The sequence below is a fragment of the Sphingomonas mollis genome, assembly GCF_016427505.1.
In the GTDB taxonomy this organism is placed as follows: Bacteria; Pseudomonadota; Alphaproteobacteria; order Sphingomonadales; family Sphingomonadaceae; genus Sphingomonas; species Sphingomonas mollis.
In genome coordinates this window covers 89,325-109,164 of record NZ_JAELXS010000005.1, presented here as the reverse complement: position 1 = coordinate 109,164, position 19,840 = coordinate 89,325, and the positions used below count along the sequence as shown (strand labels likewise).

General features: G+C 67.1%; 16 protein-coding genes. 4 read left to right on the top strand and 12 right to left on the bottom strand.

Features of this window, described 5'->3' with window-relative positions; all coding sequences use genetic code 11:
• Positions 1-4: 4 nt before the first annotated feature.
• The 8 genes from treA to JAO74_RS10145 all read right to left on the bottom strand — a co-directional run bounded on the left by treA (position 5) and on the right by JAO74_RS10145 (position 13,917).
• Complete coding sequence (gene treA, locus JAO74_RS10180) at positions 5-1,528, bottom strand: alpha,alpha-trehalase TreA (protein WP_199037573.1); 1,524 nt, start codon at positions 1,526-1,528, stop codon at positions 5-7.
• Complete coding sequence (glgX, locus tag JAO74_RS10175) at positions 1,525-3,357, bottom strand: glycogen debranching protein GlgX (protein WP_199037945.1); 1,833 nt, start codon at positions 3,355-3,357, stop codon at positions 1,525-1,527. Before glgX ends, treA begins: the two co-directional genes overlap by 4 nt.
• Before the next feature lie 53 nt (positions 3,358-3,410).
• Positions 3,411-5,024 (bottom strand): alpha-D-glucose phosphate-specific phosphoglucomutase, encoded by a 1,614-nt coding sequence (locus JAO74_RS10170; RefSeq protein ID WP_199037572.1) that lies wholly within the window; start codon positions 5,022-5,024, stop codon positions 3,411-3,413.
• Entirely contained in the window at positions 5,021-6,457 is a 1,437-nt protein-coding gene (gene glgA / locus JAO74_RS10165; RefSeq protein WP_199037571.1) for a glycogen synthase GlgA, read from the bottom strand. The genes JAO74_RS10170 and glgA overlap by 4 nt, the downstream gene beginning before the upstream one ends.
• Before the next feature lie 113 nt (positions 6,458-6,570).
• A complete protein-coding gene (gene glgC, locus JAO74_RS10160) occupies positions 6,571-7,833 on the bottom strand; it encodes a glucose-1-phosphate adenylyltransferase (protein ID WP_199037570.1) in 1,263 nt (420 codons plus the stop codon).
• Positions 7,834-7,942: 109 nt separating this feature from the next.
• Positions 7,943-10,111, bottom strand: coding sequence for a 1,4-alpha-glucan branching protein GlgB (glgB, locus tag JAO74_RS10155; protein WP_199037568.1), 2,169 nt, complete (start codon positions 10,109-10,111; stop codon positions 7,943-7,945).
• On the bottom strand, positions 10,108-12,603 hold the full coding sequence (locus JAO74_RS10150; protein WP_199037567.1) for a glycogen/starch/alpha-glucan phosphorylase: 2,496 nt from the start codon (positions 12,601-12,603) through the stop codon (positions 10,108-10,110). Before JAO74_RS10150 ends, glgB begins: the two co-directional genes overlap by 4 nt.
• A gap of 15 nt (positions 12,604-12,618) precedes the next feature.
• Positions 12,619-13,917: an Nramp family divalent metal transporter gene (locus tag JAO74_RS10145; RefSeq protein WP_199037566.1), complete on the bottom strand. Its 1,299-nt coding sequence runs from the start codon at positions 13,915-13,917 to the stop codon at positions 12,619-12,621.
• 97 nt (positions 13,918-14,014) lie between these two features.
• Between JAO74_RS10145 and JAO74_RS10140 the strand changes: the two genes are divergently transcribed.
• The 3 genes from JAO74_RS10140 to JAO74_RS10130 are packed head-to-tail and all read left to right on the top strand — an operon-like array spanning position 14,015 to position 15,765.
• Positions 14,015-14,437 (top strand): DUF2147 domain-containing protein, encoded by a 423-nt coding sequence (locus tag JAO74_RS10140; protein ID WP_233150873.1) that lies wholly within the window; start codon positions 14,015-14,017, stop codon positions 14,435-14,437.
• A gap of 48 nt (positions 14,438-14,485) precedes the next feature.
• Positions 14,486-14,944 carry a hypothetical protein gene (locus JAO74_RS10135; RefSeq protein WP_199037565.1) on the top strand — a complete coding sequence of 153 codons (459 nt, stop codon included), beginning with the start codon at positions 14,486-14,488 and terminating at the stop codon, positions 14,942-14,944.
• Between the two features lie 53 nt (positions 14,945-14,997).
• Positions 14,998-15,765, top strand: a complete 768-nt coding sequence (locus JAO74_RS10130) for a hypothetical protein (protein WP_199037564.1) — start codon at positions 14,998-15,000, stop codon at positions 15,763-15,765.
• A gap of 152 nt (positions 15,766-15,917) precedes the next feature.
• Here the strand turns inward: JAO74_RS10130 and JAO74_RS10125 are convergent, their stop codons facing one another.
• Positions 15,918-16,553, bottom strand: a complete 636-nt coding sequence (locus JAO74_RS10125; protein WP_199037563.1) for a DNA-3-methyladenine glycosylase family protein — start codon at positions 16,551-16,553, stop codon at positions 15,918-15,920.
• A gap of 75 nt (positions 16,554-16,628) precedes the next feature.
• On the opposite strand from JAO74_RS10125, the gene JAO74_RS10120 reads away from it, so the two are divergent.
• A complete protein-coding gene (locus tag JAO74_RS10120; RefSeq protein ID WP_199037941.1) occupies positions 16,629-16,946 on the top strand; it encodes a 2Fe-2S iron-sulfur cluster-binding protein in 318 nt (105 codons plus the stop codon).
• Positions 16,947-16,960: 14 nt separating this feature from the next.
• Here JAO74_RS10120 and JAO74_RS10115 read toward each other — a convergent pair whose 3' ends face one another.
• From JAO74_RS10115 to JAO74_RS10105, 3 genes are all read right to left on the bottom strand, one after another.
• Positions 16,961-17,317 carry an endonuclease domain-containing protein gene (locus JAO74_RS10115; protein ID WP_332908787.1) on the bottom strand — a complete coding sequence of 119 codons (357 nt, stop codon included), beginning with the start codon at positions 17,315-17,317 and terminating at the stop codon, positions 16,961-16,963.
• A 123-nt stretch (positions 17,318-17,440) separates the two neighbouring features.
• Complete coding sequence (rlmB, locus tag JAO74_RS10110) at positions 17,441-18,187, bottom strand: 23S rRNA (guanosine(2251)-2'-O)-methyltransferase RlmB (protein WP_199037561.1); 747 nt, start codon at positions 18,185-18,187, stop codon at positions 17,441-17,443.
• Positions 18,187-19,794, bottom strand: a complete 1,608-nt coding sequence (locus JAO74_RS10105; protein ID WP_199037560.1) for a M20/M25/M40 family metallo-hydrolase — start codon at positions 19,792-19,794, stop codon at positions 18,187-18,189. Before JAO74_RS10105 ends, rlmB begins: the two co-directional genes overlap by 1 nt.
• Positions 19,795-19,840: the final 46 nt, after the last annotated feature.

Here is a 19,840-nt window from a genome sequence, read left to right as displayed (position 1 = left end):
AGAATCAGGGTTTCTCGGTCAGCAGTGCGCGGGTGACCCCGTTGGTCCAGCCGAAGCCGTCCTGATTGGGATATTCGCCGCCGCCACCGGGGCGCCGTTCGACCACGTCGTATTTCTCCAGCAGCTTGCCCGACGCCTCATATTCGCGGGTGACGGTGGCGAGCCATGCGGCTTTGATCCGGGTCGCGAGCGCCTGTTCGCCGTAGCGGCGCAGGCCCTGGATCGCGATCCATTGCAGCGGCGCCCAGCCATTGGGATCGTCCCATTGCTGGCCGGACCCGGTCAGCGTGGTGCGGACGCCGCCCTCTCCCACGAAGGGGGCGAAGGCGCGGGCGGTGGCGCGCGCCTGATCGGCGGTGGCAACGCCGGCGAACAGGGGAAAGGTCATCGCGGCGGTGGCGACCGTGTTCGGCTGGCCGGTGTCGAGATCGTAGTCGGCGAAGAAGCGGCCATTCCACAGATGGCGGCGGATCGCCTGCGTGCGCGCCTCCGCACGGGCGGTGAAGCTGGTGGCGCAGGGCGTGTCGCGCAGCGCGCGGCAATTGGCGGCGATCGCCTGTTCCATGCCGACCATCAGGCTGTTGAGATCGACGGGCACCAGCCGCGTCGTGCGGATCGTGGCAAGGCTGCGGCCGTCCGCCAGCCAGCGTGACGAAAAGTCCCAGCCGCTCTCCGCCGCCGCGCGCAGATCGCGCATCAGTTCGGCGCGGGGACGGCCGGGGGTGGCATCGGCGAGTTCGGTATCCTCGCGATAGCTTTCGTCGCGGGCGTCGGCGCGATCGTCCCAATAGCGGTTGAGGAGCGCGCCGTCGGGCAGGCGGACGACGCGGGCGCTTTCATGGCCGGGGGCGAGCGTCGCGGCGCCCTGCATCCACCAGGCGTGCTCGGCGCGCATTTGGCGGGTACGGGTGGCGAGCGTCGCGGCGTCGCGCGACATGCCGGCGATCAGGTAGAAGAACGGCGGTTGCGAACGGCTGAGATAATAGGTGCGGGTGCCGTTGGGGATGTGGCCGTAGCGATCGATCAGGCTGCCGAAATCGACGACCATGTCCTCTACCAGATCCTGTCGCCCGGCGGCAGGCAGGCCGAGCATCGAGAACCAGCTGTCCCAATAATACATCTCGCGGAAACGCCCGCCGGGGACGACGTAGCGGCGCGGCAGGGTCAGCGCGGAGGAGCCGGCGGGGACGGTGGTGGTGGTGCGCGTCAGTTGCGGCCATAGCTGATCGATATGTTCGGTCAGCGACCGGCGCGGTTGCGGGCGGGTGACGGGCGCCTCTGGCAGGGTGAAGTTGGCGAGGACGAAGCGGCGGAGGGTGGCGTCGGTGCCGCATTTGCAGACGCGATAGGCCGCGACGATGCGGGCGCCGGGTCGCTTCGGCACCGCGTCGGCGAAGGTCTTTCCGTCAGGGAAAAGCCGGCGCATCTGGACGTCGTGGTACAGCTTGCCGAACCGCTGCGCGGGCGACAGCGGCGTCGCGGCGACGGTGAGGAGGGTGGCGGCGGCGAGAAGCAGGCGGGCGATCAAGGTCGGCTCTCCAGCAAATCCGCGCGGGCGAGCGTGACGCGACGTTCGCCACGATCGATGCGGATGTAGATGGTGTGGTGCGGCGTCGGCAGGCGAAGCTGGAAACCGCCGGTGCTGTTCCAGCGATCGGGCGTCATCGGCCGGTCGGTCATGTCGCGCCAGTCCGCCGATTGCAGCCACGCCTGATCGGCGAGCGGCCCGCCCCGGCGGAACTGCGACAGGCGGGCGACGAAATCCTCCAGCGCAACGTCGCGGTTCGTCCAGTCGAGCCACGTCGCGTCGTTATCCTGCGCATAGGCGTTGTTGTTGCCGCGCTGGCTGCGGCCGAATTCGTCGCCGGCGGTCAGCATCGGCGTGCCCCTGGCGGCGAACAACGTGGCGAGCAAGGCGCGGGCGTCGATATCGCGGGCGGTGCGGATGGCGGGATCGTCGCTGGGGCCTTCGGTGCCGTTGTTCCAGCAGACTTCCTCGCCATGGCCATCGCGGTTGTTCTCGCCATTCGCGTGATTGTGGCGGCCGGCATAGGCGAGCATGTCGGCGAGGGTGAAGCCGTCATGCGCGGCGACGAAATTCACGCTGCGGGTGTGGGTGCCGCCAAAGGTATCGGACGAACCGGCGATACGGGTGGCGAGCGCCCCGGAACTGCCATCGCCGCGCCAGAATCGGCGGACGTCGTCGCGGAAGCGGTCGTTCCATTCCAGCCAGTTGTCGGGGAACTTGCCCAATTGATAGCCGCCGGGGCCGATGTCCCATGGCTCGGCGATCATGATGCGGGTCGACAGGACCGGGTCGGCGGCGATCGCGGCGAAGATCGGCGCGGCGGGGTCGAAGCCGGGCGAGCGCGCCATGACGGGGGCGAGATCGAAGCGGAAGCCGTCGATGCCCAGCATCGCGAAATGGCGCAGCGTCGCCAGGGTCAGGTCGCGGACATGCGGGCGGGCGAAATCGAGCGTGTTGCCGGTGCCGGCATCGTTGATGAGCGATCCGTCGGGGGCGTGCGCGTAGGATCGGGGATCGAGACCGCGCAGCGACAGCGTCGGGCCGCCGATGTCGCTTTCGCCGGTGTGATTGAAGACGAGGTCGAGCAGCACGCCGATGCCGACGTCGCGCAGGGCCGCGACGGTCGCGCGCAGTTCCGCGACGCCGCCGGGACAGAGGCGCGGGTCGAGCGCCATCGGTGCGACGGGGTTGTAGCCCCAGGCGTTGACGAGGCCGAGCGGCGGCAAATGGCGTTCGTCGATCCAGGCGACGATCGGCATCAGTTCGATCGCGGCGACGCCGAGTTTCCGGAAATGCGCGACGATGGCGGGATGCGCGAGGGCGGCGATCGTGCCGCGCTGTTCGGGCGGCACGTCCGGGTGGCGCATCGTGAAGCTGCGGACGTTGAGTTCGTAGATCAGGCCGCCGGGTGCGAACAACGGCGGTTCCGGCAGCGGCGCGGCCGAGGCGCGCTGGACGATCGCTTTCGGCATCAGTGCGGCGGTGTCGGTGCCGAAGACCGACAGGGCGGGATCGTACGCGAAGCGGGTGTCGAGTTCGATGGCATAGGGATCGACCAGCAACTTGGCCGGGTCGAACCAATGGGCGTTGGCCGGATCGTGGCGACCAGCGGCGCGGTAGCCGTAACGCTGGCCGGCGCCGACGAGTGGCACTTCGACATGCCAATAGTCGCCGTCGCGCTGCATGGGGATGCGGCGCTCCTGCGCTCCGTCGAACAGGCACAGATGCAGCGCGGTCGCCTCGGGTGCGCGTACCGTGAAGCTCGTCCCGCCGTCGCGAAGATGCGCGCCGCAAGTCCGGTCGGCAGGCGAAGGAGCGGCGGGACGGATCAGGTCGGCGACGCGGCGCAACCAGCCGCCGGGTGCGCCGCGTGACAACGCCGTCACGTGACGACGTCGGGCTCGGTGCGGCCGGTGTGACGGACGATGCCGGCGATCGCGTCGGCCGCGGCGACGATGTCGGCGAGCATGTCCGTAGTATCGCCATCGATCGCGTCGGCCTCGAACCGTTCGAGATAGACGCGCAACGTAGCGCCGCTGGTGCCGGTGCCCGACAGGCGGAACACGACGCGGCTGCCGCCGACGAACAGCACGCGCACGCCCTGATTACGGCTGACCGACCCGTCGGTGGGGTCGTGATAGGCGAAGTCGTCGGCGGTCTCGACCTCCAGATCACCGAAGCGTTCGCCGGGCAGGGTGGCGAGCTTGCGGCGCAGTTCGGCCATCAGCGTGTCGGCGCGGTCGCTTTCGACGCCCTCATAATCGTGGCGCGCATAATAGTTGCGGCCATAGGCGGCCCAATGTTCGCGCGCGATCGTATCGACCGACTTGCCGGTTGCCGCGAGGATGTTGAGCCACAGGAGCACCGCCCAGAGACCGTCCTTTTCGCGGACATGGTCGGAACCGGTGCCGGCGCTTTCCTCGCCGCAGATCGTCGCCATGCCGGCGTCGAGCAGGTTGCCGAAGAACTTCCAGCCGGTCGGCGTCTCATAGGCGGGAATGCCGAGTTTGGCGGCGACGCGATCGGCGGCGGCGCTGGTCGGCATCGATCGGGCGATGCCCTTCAGGCCGTCCTTGTAGCCCGGTGCCAGATGCGCGTTGGCGGCGAGCATCGCGAGGCTGTCCGATGGGGTCACGAAGCGATGGCGGCCGATGATGAGGTTGCGGTCGCCGTCGCCGTCCGATGCGGCGCCGAAATCGGGCGCGTCGGGGGCCATCATCGTCTCGTACAGTTCGTGCGCGTGGACGAGGTTGGGATCGGGGTGGTGACCGCCGAAATCGGGCAGCGGCGTGCCGTTGCGGACGGTGCCGGGCGCGAAGCCGAGCCGGTTTTCGAGAATGTCGTGCGCGTAGGGGCCGGTGACGGCGCTCATCGCATCGAACGCCATCGTCAGGTTGGCGGCGCGGATCGCGGGGAAGTCGAACAGCTTCTCCATCAGCGCGGCGTAATCGGCGACGGGATCGACGATCTCGACGATCATCTCGCCGACCTTCACTTCACCCAATGCGTCGAGATCGATGTCGTCAGCCTCCACCGCGCGCCAGCGGTCGATCGTCAGGGTGCGGGCGTGGAGCGCCTCGGTCACCTTTTCGGGCGCGGGGCCGCCATTGGCGATGTTGTACTTGATGCCGAAATCTTCGTCCGGGCCGCCGGGATTGTGGCTGGCCGACAGGACGAGGCCACCGAGTGCGCCACGGATGCGGATCAGGTTGCTGGCGGCGGGCGTCGACAGGATGCCGCCACGCCCGACGATGGCGCGCGCGAAGCCGGCCGCGGCGGCGATCCGGATCGCGACCTGGATCACCTCACGGTTCAGGAAACGGCCGTCGCCGCCGATGACCAGCGTGGCGCCTTGCTTGCCGTCGATGACGTCGAACACCGACTGGACGAAATTCTCGGCATAGTTCGGCTGCTGGAAGACCTTCACCTTCTTGCGCAGGCCGGAGGTGCCGGGCTTCTGGTCGGTAAACGGGGTCGTGGGGTAGTCGCGGATCATGCCGGCTCCATCAGGTCGTGATACAGGCGAGCATAGCGCCGACCGCTCTCCCGCCAAGAGAAGTCGGCGTTCATGCCGTTCGTCTGCAGGCGTTTCCACGCATCGGGTTGGGCATGCAGCGCGATGGCGCGGCGGATGGCGTGGAGCAATGCGTCGGGGGTGACACCGTCATGGACGATGCCGGTGGCGACCCCGGCCGCCAGCGCGGCCTCGTTGGCGTCGACCACCGTGTCGGCGAGGCCACCGGTGCGGGCGACGACGGGGACGCAGCCATAGGCGAGGCCGTAAAGCTGGGTCAGGCCGCATGGTTCGAACCGCGACGGGATCAGGATCGCGTCGGCGCCGCCCTGCAACAGATGCGACAGGTTTTCGTCATAACCGATACGCACGCCGATGCGGCCGGGATGGCGATCGGCGGCGGCAAGGAAGGCGGCCTCCAGCGGTCTGTCGCCCGAGCCGAGCAGCGCGAGCCGGCCGCCGGCCGCGACGAGATCGTCGAGAATGGCGGCGAGGACGTCCATGCCCTTTTGCCAGGTCAGGCGGCTGACGACGGTGAAGATCGGGCCGTCGCCGGGGGCGAGGCCGAAGCGGTCATCGACGGCGGCGCGATTGGCGGCGCGGTCCGCCAGCGTATCGGCCGTGTAGGGGGCAGGCAGGGCGGCGTCGGTCGCGGGGTTCCAAACGGCCGGATCGATGCCGTTGACGATCCCGCTCACATCGGCGGCGCGCGAGGCGATGAGTCCTTCGAGGCCCATGCCGAATGCGGGATCGCGGATTTCGCGGGCGTAGGTGGGCGACACGGTGGTGATCGCGTCGGCGGCTTGCAGGCCAGCCTTCAGGTAACTGATGCCGTCATAATATTCGACGCCGTGGATGCTCGCCATCCAGTCCGGCAGGCCGAGCGCGGGGAACAGGCTCAGGTCGAACCGGCCCTGAAAGGCGATGTTGTGGACGGTCATGACCGTCTTCACCGGCGCGCCGAGGGCGCGGACATAGGCGGGGGCTAAACCGGCCTGCCAGTCATGGGCGTGGAGAATGTCGAAGCGATGGCCCTTCACTGCGCCGTCGGCGATGTCGGCGGCGGCGCGGGCGAGCGCGGCGAAGCGGCGCCAGTTGTCGTCCCAGTCCCTGCCCGTGGCGTCGCCATAGGGACCGCCGTCGCGATCGAACAGCGCGGGGGCGTCGAGGATCAGGAGCGGGTGGCCATCCAATCCTGCTTCGATCAGGCGGGCTTCGGTGCCAAACAGATCGGGCCACTCGTGGATGGCGCAGCCGGCGGCCATGGTCGGGGCAAGGGCGGGATAGCCCGGCAGCAACGTCGTGGTGGCGACATCTTGATCCGCCAGCGCGGCGGGGAGGGCGCCGACCACGTCCGCCAAGCCGCCGGTCTTGATGAGGGGATAGGCTTCGGAGGCGACGGAGAGGACGCGCATGGTTCAGGCAGTCCGGTGATTGCGAGACGCGACCGTTGCGTTCGGGGCTGGCCCCCCTCCACCGGCTGCGCCGGTCCCCCTCCCCGTGCCGGGGAGGATTGGTGTCGTCTGGTTCACGCCGTCAGCCGGTCGATCATGGGTTGGGTAATGAGGCAGATGCCCTTGTCGGTGCGGCGGAAGCGGGAGGCGTCGAGGATGGGGTCGTCGCCGACGACGAGGCCGTTGGGAATCTTCACGCCGGCATCGATCACCACCTGCCTCAGGCGTGCGCCGCGACCGATCTGGCAGTTGGGCAACACGACCGCTTCATCGAGCATCGAGAAGCTGTGCGCGCGTGTGCCGGTCGACAACAGGCTGCGGTTGATCGACGCGCCGGAGATGATGCAGTTACCCGACACCAGGCTGGCAACCGCCGAGCCACGCCGGCCGTCGATGTCGTGGACGAATTTGGCCGGCGGCGTGATCTCCGAATAGGTCCATAGCGGCCAGCTGGTTTCGTACAGGTCGAGTTCGGGCAAGACATCGGTAAGGTCGATGTTCGCTTCCCAATAGGCATCGATCGTGCCGACGTCGCGCCAATATGCCTGTGGTTCCTCCGACGAGCGGACGCAGCTGGCGCTGAAGCGGTGGGCCTGCGCCTTGCCGTGCTTTACTAGGTAGGGGATGATGTCCTTGCCGAAATCGCGGCTCGACCCCTCGGTCGCGGCGTCGCGGCGGAGTTCCTCGAACAGGAAACGGGTGGCGAAAACGTAGATGCCGAGACTGGCAAGCGCGACCTCGGGATTGCCGGGGATTGCGGGGGGATCGGCGGGCTTCTCGACGAAATCGATGATGCGGTCCTGTTCATCGACATGCATCACGCCGAACGCGGTCGCCTCCATCCGGGGCACTTCCATGCAGGCGACGGTAACGTCGGCGCCGCTGTCGACATGCTGCTGGAGCATGATCTCGTAATCCATCTTGTAGATGTGGTCGCCCGCCAGGATGACCATGAATTCCGGACCATAGCTTTCGATGATGTCGATGTTCTGGAACACCGCGTCGGCAGTGCCCTCGTACCACTGAAACTCGGATACGCGTTGCGACGCGGGCAGGATGTCGAAGCTCTCGTTGCGTTCGGGGCGCAGGAAATTCCAGCCGCGTTGCAGGTGGCGGATCAGCGAATGCGCCTTGTACTGCGTCGCCACGCCGATGCGCCGGATGCCCGAATTGATCGCGTTCGACAGCGCGAAATCGATGATCCGGCTCTTGCCGCCGAAATACACCGCCGGCTTGGCGCGCGTGTCGGTCATTTCGAACAATCGACTGCCGCGACCACCGGCGAGTACATAGGCCATGGCGTCACGCGCTAGCGGCTGGCCCCGACGATGATCCACGGCTCTCTCCCTATGATGCGCCGTTATCCCGGCGCGTTGTCATCCGTTCACCGCGAGTGTGCGACAGCCCGTCGTTCCCGACAAGGCCGTCGCAACGGTTTCGGTTCGATTATCCGTCATATTCCAGCATGATCGTGGCGAGCGGCGGCAACGTGACCCAAGCCGCGCCATCCTTCGCCTCGACCCCGCCGAGATTGCCAAGGCCGGAACCCCAATATTCCTGCGCGTCGGAGTTCATCACCTCGGTCCAGCGCCCGTCATGGGGCAACGATACGCGGTAAGGCGCGCGGGCGATCGGCGTCATGTTGACGATCACCGCGACCGGCTTTTCGCCCGGTGCCTTGCGCAGCCAGGCGAAGACAGAATTGGCCGCATCGTCACCGACCAGCCATTCGAACCCGTCGGCCTCGCAATCGCGGGCGTGCAGCGCGGGCTTCTCACGGTAGAGCCTGTTCAGGTCGCGAACGAGGCTGCGGACGCCCTCATGCGCGTGGCTGGTGCGCAGGTGCCAGTCGAGGGCACGATCCTCGGCCCACTCCTCGCGCTGGGCGAATTCCTGACCCATGAACAGCAGCTTCTTGCCGGGATATCCCCACATGAACGCATAGTAGAGGCGCAGATTGGCGAATTTCTGCCAGTCGTCGCCGGGCATTTTGGCGAGGATCGACCCCTTGCCGTGCACGACTTCGTCATGGCTCAGCGGCAGGACGAAATTCTCGGAATAGGCGTAGACGAGGCCGAAGGTGATCTCGCCGTGATGATGCTGACGGTGGATCGGTTCACGCGCCATGTATTGGAGCGTGTCGTGCATCCAGCCCATGTTCCATTTGAACCCGAAGCCGAGGCCGCCTTCACGCTCGCCCGGTGCCGGCGCGGGGCTGGAGACGCCGGGCCATGAGGTCGATTCCTCGGCGATGGTGAAGATGCCGGGATGCTCGCGATAGACGGCGCGGTTGGTGGCGCGGAGGAATTCCACCGCCTCCCAGTTCTCGCGGCCGCCATCCTCGTTCGGAATCCATTCGTCCGATTTGCGGCTGTAATCGCGGTACAGCATCGACGCGACGGCATCGACGCGCAGGCCGTCGAGGTGATAGCGTTCCGCCCAGAACAGCGCGTTGTTGACGAGGTAGCTCGACACCTCGCGCCGCCCGAAATTATAGATCGCGGTGTTCCAGTCAGGGTGATAGCCCAGACGCGGATCGTCATGTTCGTAGAGTGCGGTGCCGTCGAACCGGATCAGGCCATGCGCATCCATCGGAAAATGCGCAGGCACCCAGTCGAGCAGCACGCCGATGCCGGCCTGATGCGCGCCATCCACGAACCGGGCGAACCCCTCATGATCGCCGAACCGGGCGGACGGGGCGTAGAGGCCGGTCGTCTGATATCCCCATGACGGATCATAGGGATGTTCGGTGATCGGCATGAATTCGATATGGGTGAAGCCCATTTCGACGACATAGGGGATCAGCTTGTCGGCCAGCGCGTCCCAGCTGAGAAACCAGCCGTTCGCGTCCTTGTCCCACGATCCGGCATGGACCTCGTAGATCGAGATCGGCACGCGGCGGGGATCGACCGAGGCCCAATGTTCGCGGTGGCCCTTGTCCTGCCATTCATGCGTCATCGGCCCGGTCGTCAGCGATGCGGTGCGGGGGCGCAGCTCGGCGGCGAAGGCGAAGGGATCGGCCTTTTGCGGCTGCAGCTGGCCGTCGCTGCCGACGATTTCGAACTTGTACGCATGACCGGCGTTCAGATCGGGCAGGAAAATCTCCCACACCCCGACGCCGCCACGACGGCGCATGACGTGGCGGCGGCCGTCCCAGCCGTTGAAGTTGCCGACGACCGAAACGCGGCGGGCATTGGGCGCCCAGACCGCGAAATGCGTGCCGGTCGCGCCCTGATGCTCGACCAGATGCGCGCCCATCTTGTCCCAAAGGCGCAGGTGCGTGCCTTCGCCCATCAGGTAATCGTCGGTGGGACCGAGGATGGGGCCGAAGCTGTAGGGATCGGTCACCGACCATTCGGCGCCGTGTCCCGCCGCGCTGTAACGGACGGGTTGGGGATCGCCGCTGACGATCCCCTCGAACAGGCCCGCATCGTCGACGCGGGTCAGGGTGCCGAGGCTGGCGCCGGACAGGTCATGCGCCTCGACGCTGTCCGCCCCCGGAATCCAGGTCCTCGCGAAACTGCCCTCCGGTCCCGGAAAGATACCAAGGAGCGAGAAGGGGTCGTCGTGACGCCCTTCCAACAGGGCGGAGATGGCGTCACTTGGTGGTTTCACAGGACTCCCCAGATGTCCTTGGCATATTCGCGGATCGTGCGATCTGAGGAGAACCAACCGACGCGCGCGACGTTCCTTATCGTCGCACTATTCCAGTCGGAACGGTTCGACCAACGCCGGTCGACCGTTCGCTGGGCCGCCGCGTAGCTGTCGAAATCGGCGGCGAGCATGAACCAGTCGCCATCATAAAGGCCGCCCATCAGCCCCTTGTACCGATCGGGATCGTCCGGCGAGAACACGCCCGACGCGATCGCCGCCAGCGCCTGACCCAGTTCGGGCGACGCCTCGATCGCCTCGCGCGGATTGTAGCCACCGGCGCGCTTGGCCGCGACCTCGTCGGCGGTCATGCCGAAGATCACGATGTTCTCCGCACCGACATGATCGCGGATTTCCACGTTCGCGCCGTCCAGCGTGCCGATCGTCAGCGCGCCGTTCATCGCGAATTTCATGTTGCCGGTGCCGGATGCCTCCATGCCGGCGGTCGAGATCTGTTCGGACAGATCGGCGGCGGGGATAATCTTCTCCGCCAGCGACACATTGTAATTGGGCACGAATGCGACCTTCAACAGGTCGCCCACCGCCGGATCGGCATTGACCCGCCGGGCGACGTCGCCGGCCAGTTTGATGATGAGCTTGGCGTTGTGATAGCTCGACGCCGCCTTGCCCGCGAACAGCTTCACCCGCGGCACCCAGTCGCGTTCGGGATGGCTGCGGATCTGGTCGTAGAGCGCGACCGTCTCGACGATGTTCAGCAACTGGCGCTTGTATTCGTGAATGCGCTTGATCTGCACGTCGAACATCGCGTCGGGATCGACGCGCAGGCCGATCAGGTCCTTCAGATGTTTCGCCAGCGCCACCTTGTTGTCGCGCTTCACCGCCGCGAATTTCTGCTGGAAGGCGGCATCGTCGGCATGGGCGGCCAGCGCGTCCAGCTTTTCGGTGTCGTCGCAGAACGCGTCGCCGATCGCTTCGCGGATCAGGCTGGTCAGACCGGGATTGCATTGCTGCAGCCAGCGGCGCGGGGTGATGCCGTTGGTCTTGTTGTTGATCCGGTCCGGATACAGCTTGTGCAGGTCGGCAAAAACCGTCTGCTTCATCAGGTCGGTGTGGAGCGCGGCGACGCCGTTGACGCTGTGGCTGCCGGCGAAGGCCAGATTGGCCATGCGGACGCGCCGTTCGCCACCCTCGTCGATCAGGCTGATCGCCTTGATCGCCGTCTCGTCGCTGCCCGCCGCGCGTGCCTCGCGCAGCAGCTTGGCGTTGATCGCATAGACCAGCTGCATGTGGCGGGGCAGCAGGCGTTCGAACAGCGGCAACGGCCAGCTTTCCAGCGCCTCCGGCAACAGCGTGTGGTTGGTGTAGCCGAACGTCCGTTTGGTGATGTCCCACGCCTCGTCGAAGCCGAATTCGTGGAAGTCGATCAGCAGGCGCATCAGCTCGGCGACGGATACCGCCGGATGCGTGTCGTTCAGCTGGATCGCCGCCTTGTCGGGCAGGGTGCGGATGTCGCCGAAATACTGGACGTGGCGGCGGACGATGTCCTGGATCGATGCCGACGAGAAGAAGTATTCCTGACGCAGGCGCAGTTCCTGACCGGCGGCGGTGGAGTCGTTGGGATAGAGGACGCGGGTGAGCGTCTCCGCCCGCAGCTGACCGGACAGCGCGCCGGTGAAATCACCCTCGTTGAACCGGTCGAGACGGATCGGGTCGAGCGCGCGGGCGGTCCACAGCCGCAGCGTGTTGACCCGCTTGCCGCGCCAGCCCACCATCGGCGTGTCGACGGCCATCGCCTCGACCGCCTCGCCCACCTTCCAATGAACATGGCCGGTGTCGGTGCCGATCACCTCGCCGCCGAAGCCGACGAAATAGGCGCTCTCGCGACGCTCGAACTCCCACGGATTACCGTGCTGGAGCCAGTTTTCCGGCAGTTCGACCTGAAAACCATCGTCCAGCCGCTGGCGGAACATGCCGTTCACATAGCGGATGCCATAGCCATAGGCGGGCAGGTCGAGGCTCGCGAGGCTTTCCATGAAGCACGCCGCCAGCCGGCCGAGGCCACCATTGCCCAGCGCGGCGTCGGGCTCGATCTCCTCGATGACAGCGAGGTCGACGCCCAGCGACTTCAGCGCGCCGGCGATGTCGTGCGTCTGGCCCAGATTGGCGAGCGCATCGCGCAACAGGCGGCCGATCAGGAATTCGAGGCTGAGATAATAGACGCGCTTGGCGCCCTTCGCATGCGCCTCGCGCGTCGAGGTCATCCATTTTTCGATGATGTCGTTGCGGACGGTCAGGATCGTGGCGGCCAGCCAGTCATGCGGGCGGGCGGCCCGTTGATCCTTCCCGATCCGGTGGACGAGGGTTTCGAGAATGGCATCGGCGAGCGGATTGGCGTCGGCGACAGGCAATGCGGCAGGTGAAGTGGCCAAAGGGGCGCCCCGAATAGTTGGTCCGGTTTGATGTGTACCTGCGGCCGGGCCGAAGTCACGCGCCATTCGTATGCAGAGGTCTCACAACATTCCGTAAAGCAGCGTGCCGTTCAGCACGATGATGATCGCCGCGATCGCCCAGGCAAGCACGCGCAGCCACATCGGGCTGACGAGATCGCCCATCAGGTCGCGCCGGCCGGTGAAGGCGACCAGCGGCACGACCGCGAACGGCAGCTGCAGGCTGAGGATCACCTGACTGAGAACGAGCAACTGCGTGGCGCCGGCATCGCCGCTGGCGCCCACGACGATCACCGCCGGCACGATCGCCAGCGCCCGCGTGACGAGCCGGCGTGCCCAGACGGGCAGCCGCAGGTTCAGGAATCCCTCCATCACGATCTGCCCGGCCAGCGTGCCGGTGACGGTGGAGTTCTGGCCCGACGCCAGCAGCGCGACCGCGAACACGACGCTGGCCGCGCCCATGCCGAGCGAGGGGGCGAGCAGGCGATACGCCTCGTCGATTTCGGCGATGTCGGTGCGGCCGGCGGTGTGGAACGCGGCGGCGGCGAGGATCAGGATCGAGGCGTTGATGAAGAACGCGAGGCCGAGCGCGACCGTGCTGTCGATCGTGGCGAGCTTCGCCGCCTCGCGCTTGCCGCCGACGTCCTGATCGAACGCGCGGGTCTGAACGATCGAGGAATGGAGGTAGAGATTGTGCGGCATCACCGTCGCGCCGAGGATGCCGATCGCGATATACAGCATCGCCGGGTTGGTCAGGATCTCCGTGGTCGGCACGAGACCGCGCATGATCGCCCCCGGATCGGGGCGGGCGAGCGCCAGTTCGAACACGAAGCAGCCGGCGATGACGACCAGCAGCGCGATGATGAACGCCTCCAGCCGGCGGAAACCATAGCGTTGCAGCGCGAGGATCAGGAACACGTCGACCGCGGTGACGATCACGCCCCAGGTCAGCGGCAGGCCGAACAGAAGTTTCAGGGCGATGGCGGTGCCCAGCACCTCGGCCAGATCGCAGGCGACGATCGCGATCTCGCACAGCACCCACAGGACCAGCGTTACCGGCCGCGAGTAATTCGCCCGGCACGCCTGCGCCAGATCGAGGCCGGCCGCGACGCCCAGCCGCGCGGATAATGCTTGAAGCACGATCGCCATCAGGTTCGACAGCAGGATCACTGACAACAGGGTATAGCCGAAGGCCGATCCGCCGGCGATGTCCGTCGCCCAATTGCCCGGGTCCATATAGCCGACCGCGACCAGATAGCCGGGACCGGCAAAGGCGAGGAAGCGGCGGAACACGCCCGTCCCCTTGGGAACGGCCACGCTGCGGTAACTATCGGCGAGGGAACGGGCGGGTGTCGGCGTCATCGTACCTGCTCCTGCCGTATGCGGTCAGGGCCGGCAAGCATTGTGCACTCGACAGGAGGCCATTGCCTTTGTGACGTCGGCACGACAGAGGCGGGATATGCGTATGCTTATCCTGCCGCTGGCGACGATGGTCGCTGCCCTGACCATGGTTTCGGCCGCCGATGCGGCGACGCCGATTGCGGGTCGCTGGCTGACCGAGGAGGCCAGCGCGATCGTGACCATCGCGCCCTGCGGCGCGGCGACGTGCGGGCGGATCACGAAGCTCATCAAGGGGCCGCCCTCCGGCCCGCCGCTCGATCGCAACAATCCCGATGCCCGGCTGCGCGACCGGCCGATCGAGGGGCTGGTGATCCTGACCGAATTCAAGGACGGTGGCGACGACTGGCGCGGCCGCATCTACGACCCGAAATCAGGCAAGACGTACAAGTCGATCCTGAAGCGCGAGGCGGATGGCGGCTTGAAGGTGCAGGGCTGCATCGCGTTCTTCTGCCGGACGCAGCGGTGGACGGCGGCGCGCTGACCGGATCGCTAACCCGCTGGTAATACCGTTCCGGCTAGCGATGGTGGCATGGACGTATCCGCCAGCCTCGCCCGCCTGCACGAGCATCAGGATCGCATCCTGACGATCCTCGACCGTGCGACGAACCTGATCCATGGCGATCCCGATCGCAATCGTGCCGGGCTGGCGACGAGCCGCTGGGAAATGGCGCGGCGGCTGCGCGAATATCAGTTGTTCAAGCACCGCGAGCTGTTCGATCCGATGATCGCCGGCGGCGACCCGGACCAGCGCCGGCGGGCGCGGTTGATGAAGGCGGACTGCATCCTGCTGAGCGAGGATTTCCAGACGCATGTGGCGCGCTGGAGCGGGGTGGACGTGGCGGACGACTGGATCACCTATCGCCGGGCGATGCTGGCGATCACCACACGTCTGCGCGGGGCGGTGATGCGCGAGCGGCATGAATTTTCGCAGACGCTGCGGATGGCACCGGGGCCGGTGTCGCCCACGCGGATCACGGTCACCGGATAAAGCCCGCGGGCCATCTTGCCGCGGCCTGCGCCGGGGTCTAGGCGCGGCGCTTCATGCGGTCCGCCTATTATCAGCCTTCGTTGGACCGGCGGCGTCTCGTCTCCCTGTTGCTGACGATTGCCGCGCACATTCTCATCATCCTGTTGCTGTTGCGGCTGGCGCCGGCCGCGTCGCCGCCGCGCGAACCGGAATCGATGCCGGTGACGTTCGGCCTGGCGCCGGAACCGGGCGCCGCGCCCAAGGCATCGCCGAAGCCCGCCGTCGCCAGGGCGGCCCGTGCGGCGGGCGGTGCGCCGGCGGCCGCGCCATCGCGCGTGGCACCGCCCACCGATCTGCCGCCGCCGCCACCGACGCCCCCGATCGAACTCCCGTCGATGATCGGCGGCAAGGAGATGTTCGACGGCGTCGGCGCGGCGATGGCGACCCGCCGTGCCGACGCCGGTCGCGGCGAGGGAGAGGGCGAAGGCGACGATTCGGGCAAGGACAGCGGCAGCACCTATGGACCGGGCGAAGGACCGGGCGGGCAGCGGCTGTACAATGCGGAATGGTACACCCGGCCGCCGCGCGGCGTGCTGCAGTCCTATCTGCCGCGCGGGGCGCCGCCGAAGAGCTGGGGCATGATCGCCTGCCAGACGATCGACGATTACAGGGTCGACAATTGCCGGTTCCTGGGTGAATCGCCGCTGGGGTCCGGCATCGGCCGGGCGATGCGCGAGGCGGCGTGGCAGTTCCGGGTGCGGCCGCCACGGATCGGCGGCAAGAAGATGGTCGGCGCGTGGGTGCGTATCCGGATGGATTTCACGGACAAGCCGGAGGATTGAGCGTTCATCCGGCTGATGGACGAAGACTTTAGATAGAGATGTGTCAAGGTCCGTCGTTGCGAGCGCAGCGAAGCAATCCAGGGCAGCGCGCGGGACGCTGGGTTGCTTCGCTGCGCTCGCGATGATTGTGAATTGGGTTACTGAATCCGATATCACACCGGCGCGGCGACCACGTCCGGTCCGGCGCCATAATGATGCCAGGTGAAGATCGCCGCGGCGCCGCGATGGGGGCGCCATGCCTCGGCCAGTTCGCGGGTAAGGCGTTCGGAGGGGCGGGTATCGTGGCCGAGGATGCGGCCGACCTCGATCTGCACGGCGAGATCGCCGGCGGGCCAGATGTCCGGGCGACCTTCGGCGAACAACAGATATACCTCCGCCGACCAGCGACCGATGCCCTTCACGCGGACGAGGGCGGCGATGGCTTCCTCGTCATCGACAGGCAGCGCGGCGAGATCGAGGCGGCCGCTCGTCACCTCGTCGGCGAGGCTGCGGGCATAGCCGGCCTTTTGCCGGGACAGGCCGGCGGCGCGCAGTTGTTCGTCGGTGGCCGCCGCGACGACCACGGGATCGCTGGCGTTGCCCAGCATCGTGTCGAGCTTCAGCCACACGGCATTGGCGGATTGGACGCTGACCTGCTGGCCGATGATCGTACGCAGCAACGTGGCATACCCACGATCGCGCACGCGGGGTGCCGGATAGCCGATCCGCCCGATCGCGGCGGCGAAGGCGGGTTCGATATCGCTGAGCGCGTCGAGGCTGGTGCGCAGCTGGTTTTCGCTCAAGCCCATGATTGTCGGCCTTTCGAGGCTTGATCCGGGTGACGCGCACCGTCATGGCGGCGATCGGGAACAGGAGATTGCATGATGCCGACGCTTATCGTCACGACACGCGAAGGGGAAGAACGCGAACTGGCCGGCGAGACCGGCCTGTCGGTGATGGAAGTGATTCGCGACGGCGGCATCGACGAGCTGCTGGCGCTGTGCGGCGGCTGTTGCAGTTGCGCGACGTGCCATGTCCATGTCGATCCGGCGTTCCTCGACAAGCTGCCGAAGATGGGACCGGACGAGGACGACCTGCTCGATTCAGCCGGCGAGCGCGATGCGACGTCGCGGCTGTCGTGCCAGATCCAGTTCGGGCCGGCGCTTGATGGCTTGCGGGTGCGGATCGCGGCGGAGGATTGATGGCTGCTCTTTTCCTAATTCTCCCCCGGCGGGGGAGGGGGACCGGCCGAAGGCTGGTGGAGGGGTAGGTTTCCACGCACGCCGCACCATGACAGGATATGAACGATCACCGCATCGAGATCGGTGAGGACGTTCATAGCCGGAATCCGGCATACGCGAATGTGCTGCGCCGCAAGCCACGCGTCGCGCTCGCCATCGCGTTGTGGTCGATCGCTCCGATTATGGGCTTCCCCATCCACCTCGATAGCGAGATGATGGCTCGCACAGAAAAAATCGAGGACGTATCGGCCCGCAGGATGCTGGCGGCGAAACTTCAGACCTGCCGGCCGCTTGCGAAGTTCCTGCCATAGAATGACCTCTGGCAATGTCATCGTGCGGCGGAGCTTGCTGGCACGATGTTGCGTCTGTTTCGGGCCGTGGAGCATTTGGATAGCTACCCCTCCGTCGCGCTGCGCGCGCCACCTCCCCCGCCGGGGGAGGATTTTCCGGTCAGATCATTCCCGCGCCGCCACCGCATACAACGCGATCGCTGCGGCGTTCGATACGTTCAGGCTCTCCACCCGGTCCGAAATCGGCAGCTTCGCCAGCAGGTCGCAATGCGCTTCCGTGTTCTGGCGCATGCCTTCGCCCTCGGCGCCCAGCACGATGCAGATGCGCTGCGTACCCATCGCCTGCACCAGCGTCTGGTCGGCGCTGCCGGTCAGGCCGATGCGCCAGAAACCGGCCTCGGCGATTTCCTCCAGCGCGCGGGCGAGATTGACGACGCGGACCCAGGGCACCGTCTCCAGCGCGCCCGACGCGGCGCGGGCGACCGTGCCCGATTCCGGCGGCGAGTGGCGGTCCTGCGTGACGATGCCGAGCGCGTCGAACGCCGCGGCCGAGCGCAGGATGGCGCCGACATTGTGCGGATCGGTCACCTGATCGAGCACCACCAGCGGGCGCTGGTCGTCCTTGCCCGCCATCAGCAGGTCGGCCAGCCAAATGTCCTCCAGCGGATCGACCTCGGCGATCACGCCCTGATGCGGCGCATCGCTGGGGACGAGGCGGCCGAGATCGGCGACATCGGCATAGGTCACCGGAATCTCCGGCGGCACGGGGATCGCCGCCGCCGCCTCGCGCGTCAGCCACAGCTTGCGCACATTGCGGTCGGGATTGGCGAGCGCGGCGGTCACCGCGTGCCGGCCCCAGAGGCGGGGGCGGTTGGCGGTGCCGGTCGAGGGGCGGTGGCCACGGCGTGCCATCAGTCGTCATCTCCGTCGGAATAGGCAAAGGGATCGGTCACGGCGGGCTTGGTCGGCAATGGCGGCCGGGGCAAGACCTTGTCGCTATCGGCGGCGGCCAGCAGGACGCCGGCCAGCACGGTCGCCCCCTGGCGCATGTCGTCGCCCTTCAGGTGATCGAACGTGTCGGCCGAACTGTGATGGATGCGGCTGCCGTAATCGAGCGGGTCCTGGATGAACTGGAATCCGGGCACGCCGACCGACTGCATGAAGACATGGTCGGTGCCGCCGGTCGGCCGCACCACCACCGTGCCCGCGCCCATCGTCGCGAACGGGCTGAGCCAGTCGCGCAGCAACGGCACGGCCGCCGGGTTGTTCTCGGCATACAGGCCGCGCAGCTTGCCCGACCCGTTGTCGATGTTGAAATAGGCGGTCAGGTCGCGATAGCCGGGCAGCGGCGTGACCGGCCAGCGATTGGCGAAGCCGTAATAGCGCTGCATCCCCTGACCATTGCCTAGCGCCGTGCCGGCGCCGCGCGTCGCCAGATGCTTTTCGACATAGGCCATCGAGCCGAGGATGCCCTGCTCCTCGCCCGCCCACAACGCGAAGCGGATCGTGCGTTTCGGCCGGACGCCGGTGGCGGCGAGGATGCGCGCGGCCTCCATCACCATCGCGCTGCCCGCCGCGTTGTCCGCGGCGCCGTCGCCCGCGACCCAGCTGTCGAGATGCGCGCCGGCCATGACGTAGCCGGCCTTCGGATCGGTGCCGGGGATTTCGGCGAAGACGTTGTATGCGTTCACGTCGCTGTCGTCGAAGCGGACGTCGCTGACGATCTCCAGCGTCGGTGCGGGACCGATCTTCGCCAGGCGGGCGAGGCGGCGATAGTCCTCAGCGGCGATCTGCACGCCGGGCATCGACGGCGTCTCGCCGACGCCGAACATATATCCTTCGCCGTGGAGCAGCTTGCCATCGCGATACGATATGGTGGCGAAGGCGACCGCGCCCTCGGCCTTCAGGAAGGCGTCCAGCTTTTGCTGGAAATCCAGCCGCTTCAGGCGGCGATCCGTCGCCTCCGGGTCGTTATGCGGCAATTGATATTGGTCGAGCTTGCCGAGATCCTCGCCCGACAGGCGGCGGAACGGTGCCTCATCGGGCTCGTCGCCGGTGCCGGGCGCGGTGAGCATCACCACCTTGCCGCGCAATTGCCCGCGCCATTTGTCGAAATCGCGGATTTTTCCGATCGGCGCGACGATGACCGGGGCGGTCAGCGCGCCGGTGGTGGCGGGCGTCCACGCGATCGGGATGGCGGTCAGCTGGATCGCGCGCGGCGTGACCATGCGGACGCTGGATCGCTCGATCGACCAGCCGCGCCCGAACGGGAAGCCTTCCTTATGGATGTTCTTCAGGCCCCATTCGCGGAACCTGTCCTGCGTCCATCCTTCTGCCTTGCGCATCGCCGGCGAATTGGTGAGGCGGGGACCGATCACGTCGGTCAGCCCCTGTGCCGTCACCATCACCTGGCTGTGGTTCAGCCCCTCGTCGATGATGCGCGCGGTCGTGCCGTCCTGCGCGATGGCGGGCGAGGCGATCAGCGCCGCGGTGGCGGCGAGCAGCAAGTGACGGCGCAAGTGATTAGCCTCCCGGAATATCCCTGTGGCGGCGTGCTATGCGGGT

Excerpts from the sequence above, each read along its gene's own strand:
- JAO74_RS10135 (WP_199037565.1), top strand. The coding sequence starts at position 14,486 with ATGGACGTATCCGCCAGCCTCGCCCGCCTGCACGAGCATCAGGATCGC.
- glgA (WP_199037571.1), bottom strand. The coding sequence starts at position 6,457 with ATGCGCGTCCTCTCCGTCGCCTCCGAAGCCTATCCCCTCATCAAGACC.
- JAO74_RS10115 (WP_332908787.1), bottom strand. The coding sequence starts at position 17,317 with ATGACATTGCCAGAGGTCATTCTATGGCAGGAACTTCGCAAGCGGCCG.
- JAO74_RS10130 (WP_199037564.1), top strand. The coding sequence starts at position 14,998 with ATGCGGTCCGCCTATTATCAGCCTTCGTTGGACCGGCGGCGTCTCGTC.
- JAO74_RS10145 (WP_199037566.1), bottom strand. The coding sequence starts at position 13,917 with ATGACGCCGACACCCGCCCGTTCCCTCGCCGATAGTTACCGCAGCGTG.
- JAO74_RS10170 (WP_199037572.1), bottom strand. The coding sequence starts at position 5,024 with ATGATCCGCGACTACCCCACGACCCCGTTTACCGACCAGAAGCCCGGC.
- rlmB (WP_199037561.1), bottom strand. The coding sequence starts at position 18,187 with ATGGCACGCCGTGGCCACCGCCCCTCGACCGGCACCGCCAACCGCCCC.
- JAO74_RS10150 (WP_199037567.1), bottom strand. The coding sequence starts at position 12,603 with ATGGCGCGTGACTTCGGCCCGGCCGCAGGTACACATCAAACCGGACCA.
- JAO74_RS10140 (WP_233150873.1), top strand. The coding sequence starts at position 14,015 with ATGCGTATGCTTATCCTGCCGCTGGCGACGATGGTCGCTGCCCTGACC.
- JAO74_RS10120 (WP_199037941.1), top strand. The coding sequence starts at position 16,629 with ATGCCGACGCTTATCGTCACGACACGCGAAGGGGAAGAACGCGAACTG.
- JAO74_RS10125 (WP_199037563.1), bottom strand. The coding sequence starts at position 16,553 with ATGGGCTTGAGCGAAAACCAGCTGCGCACCAGCCTCGACGCGCTCAGC.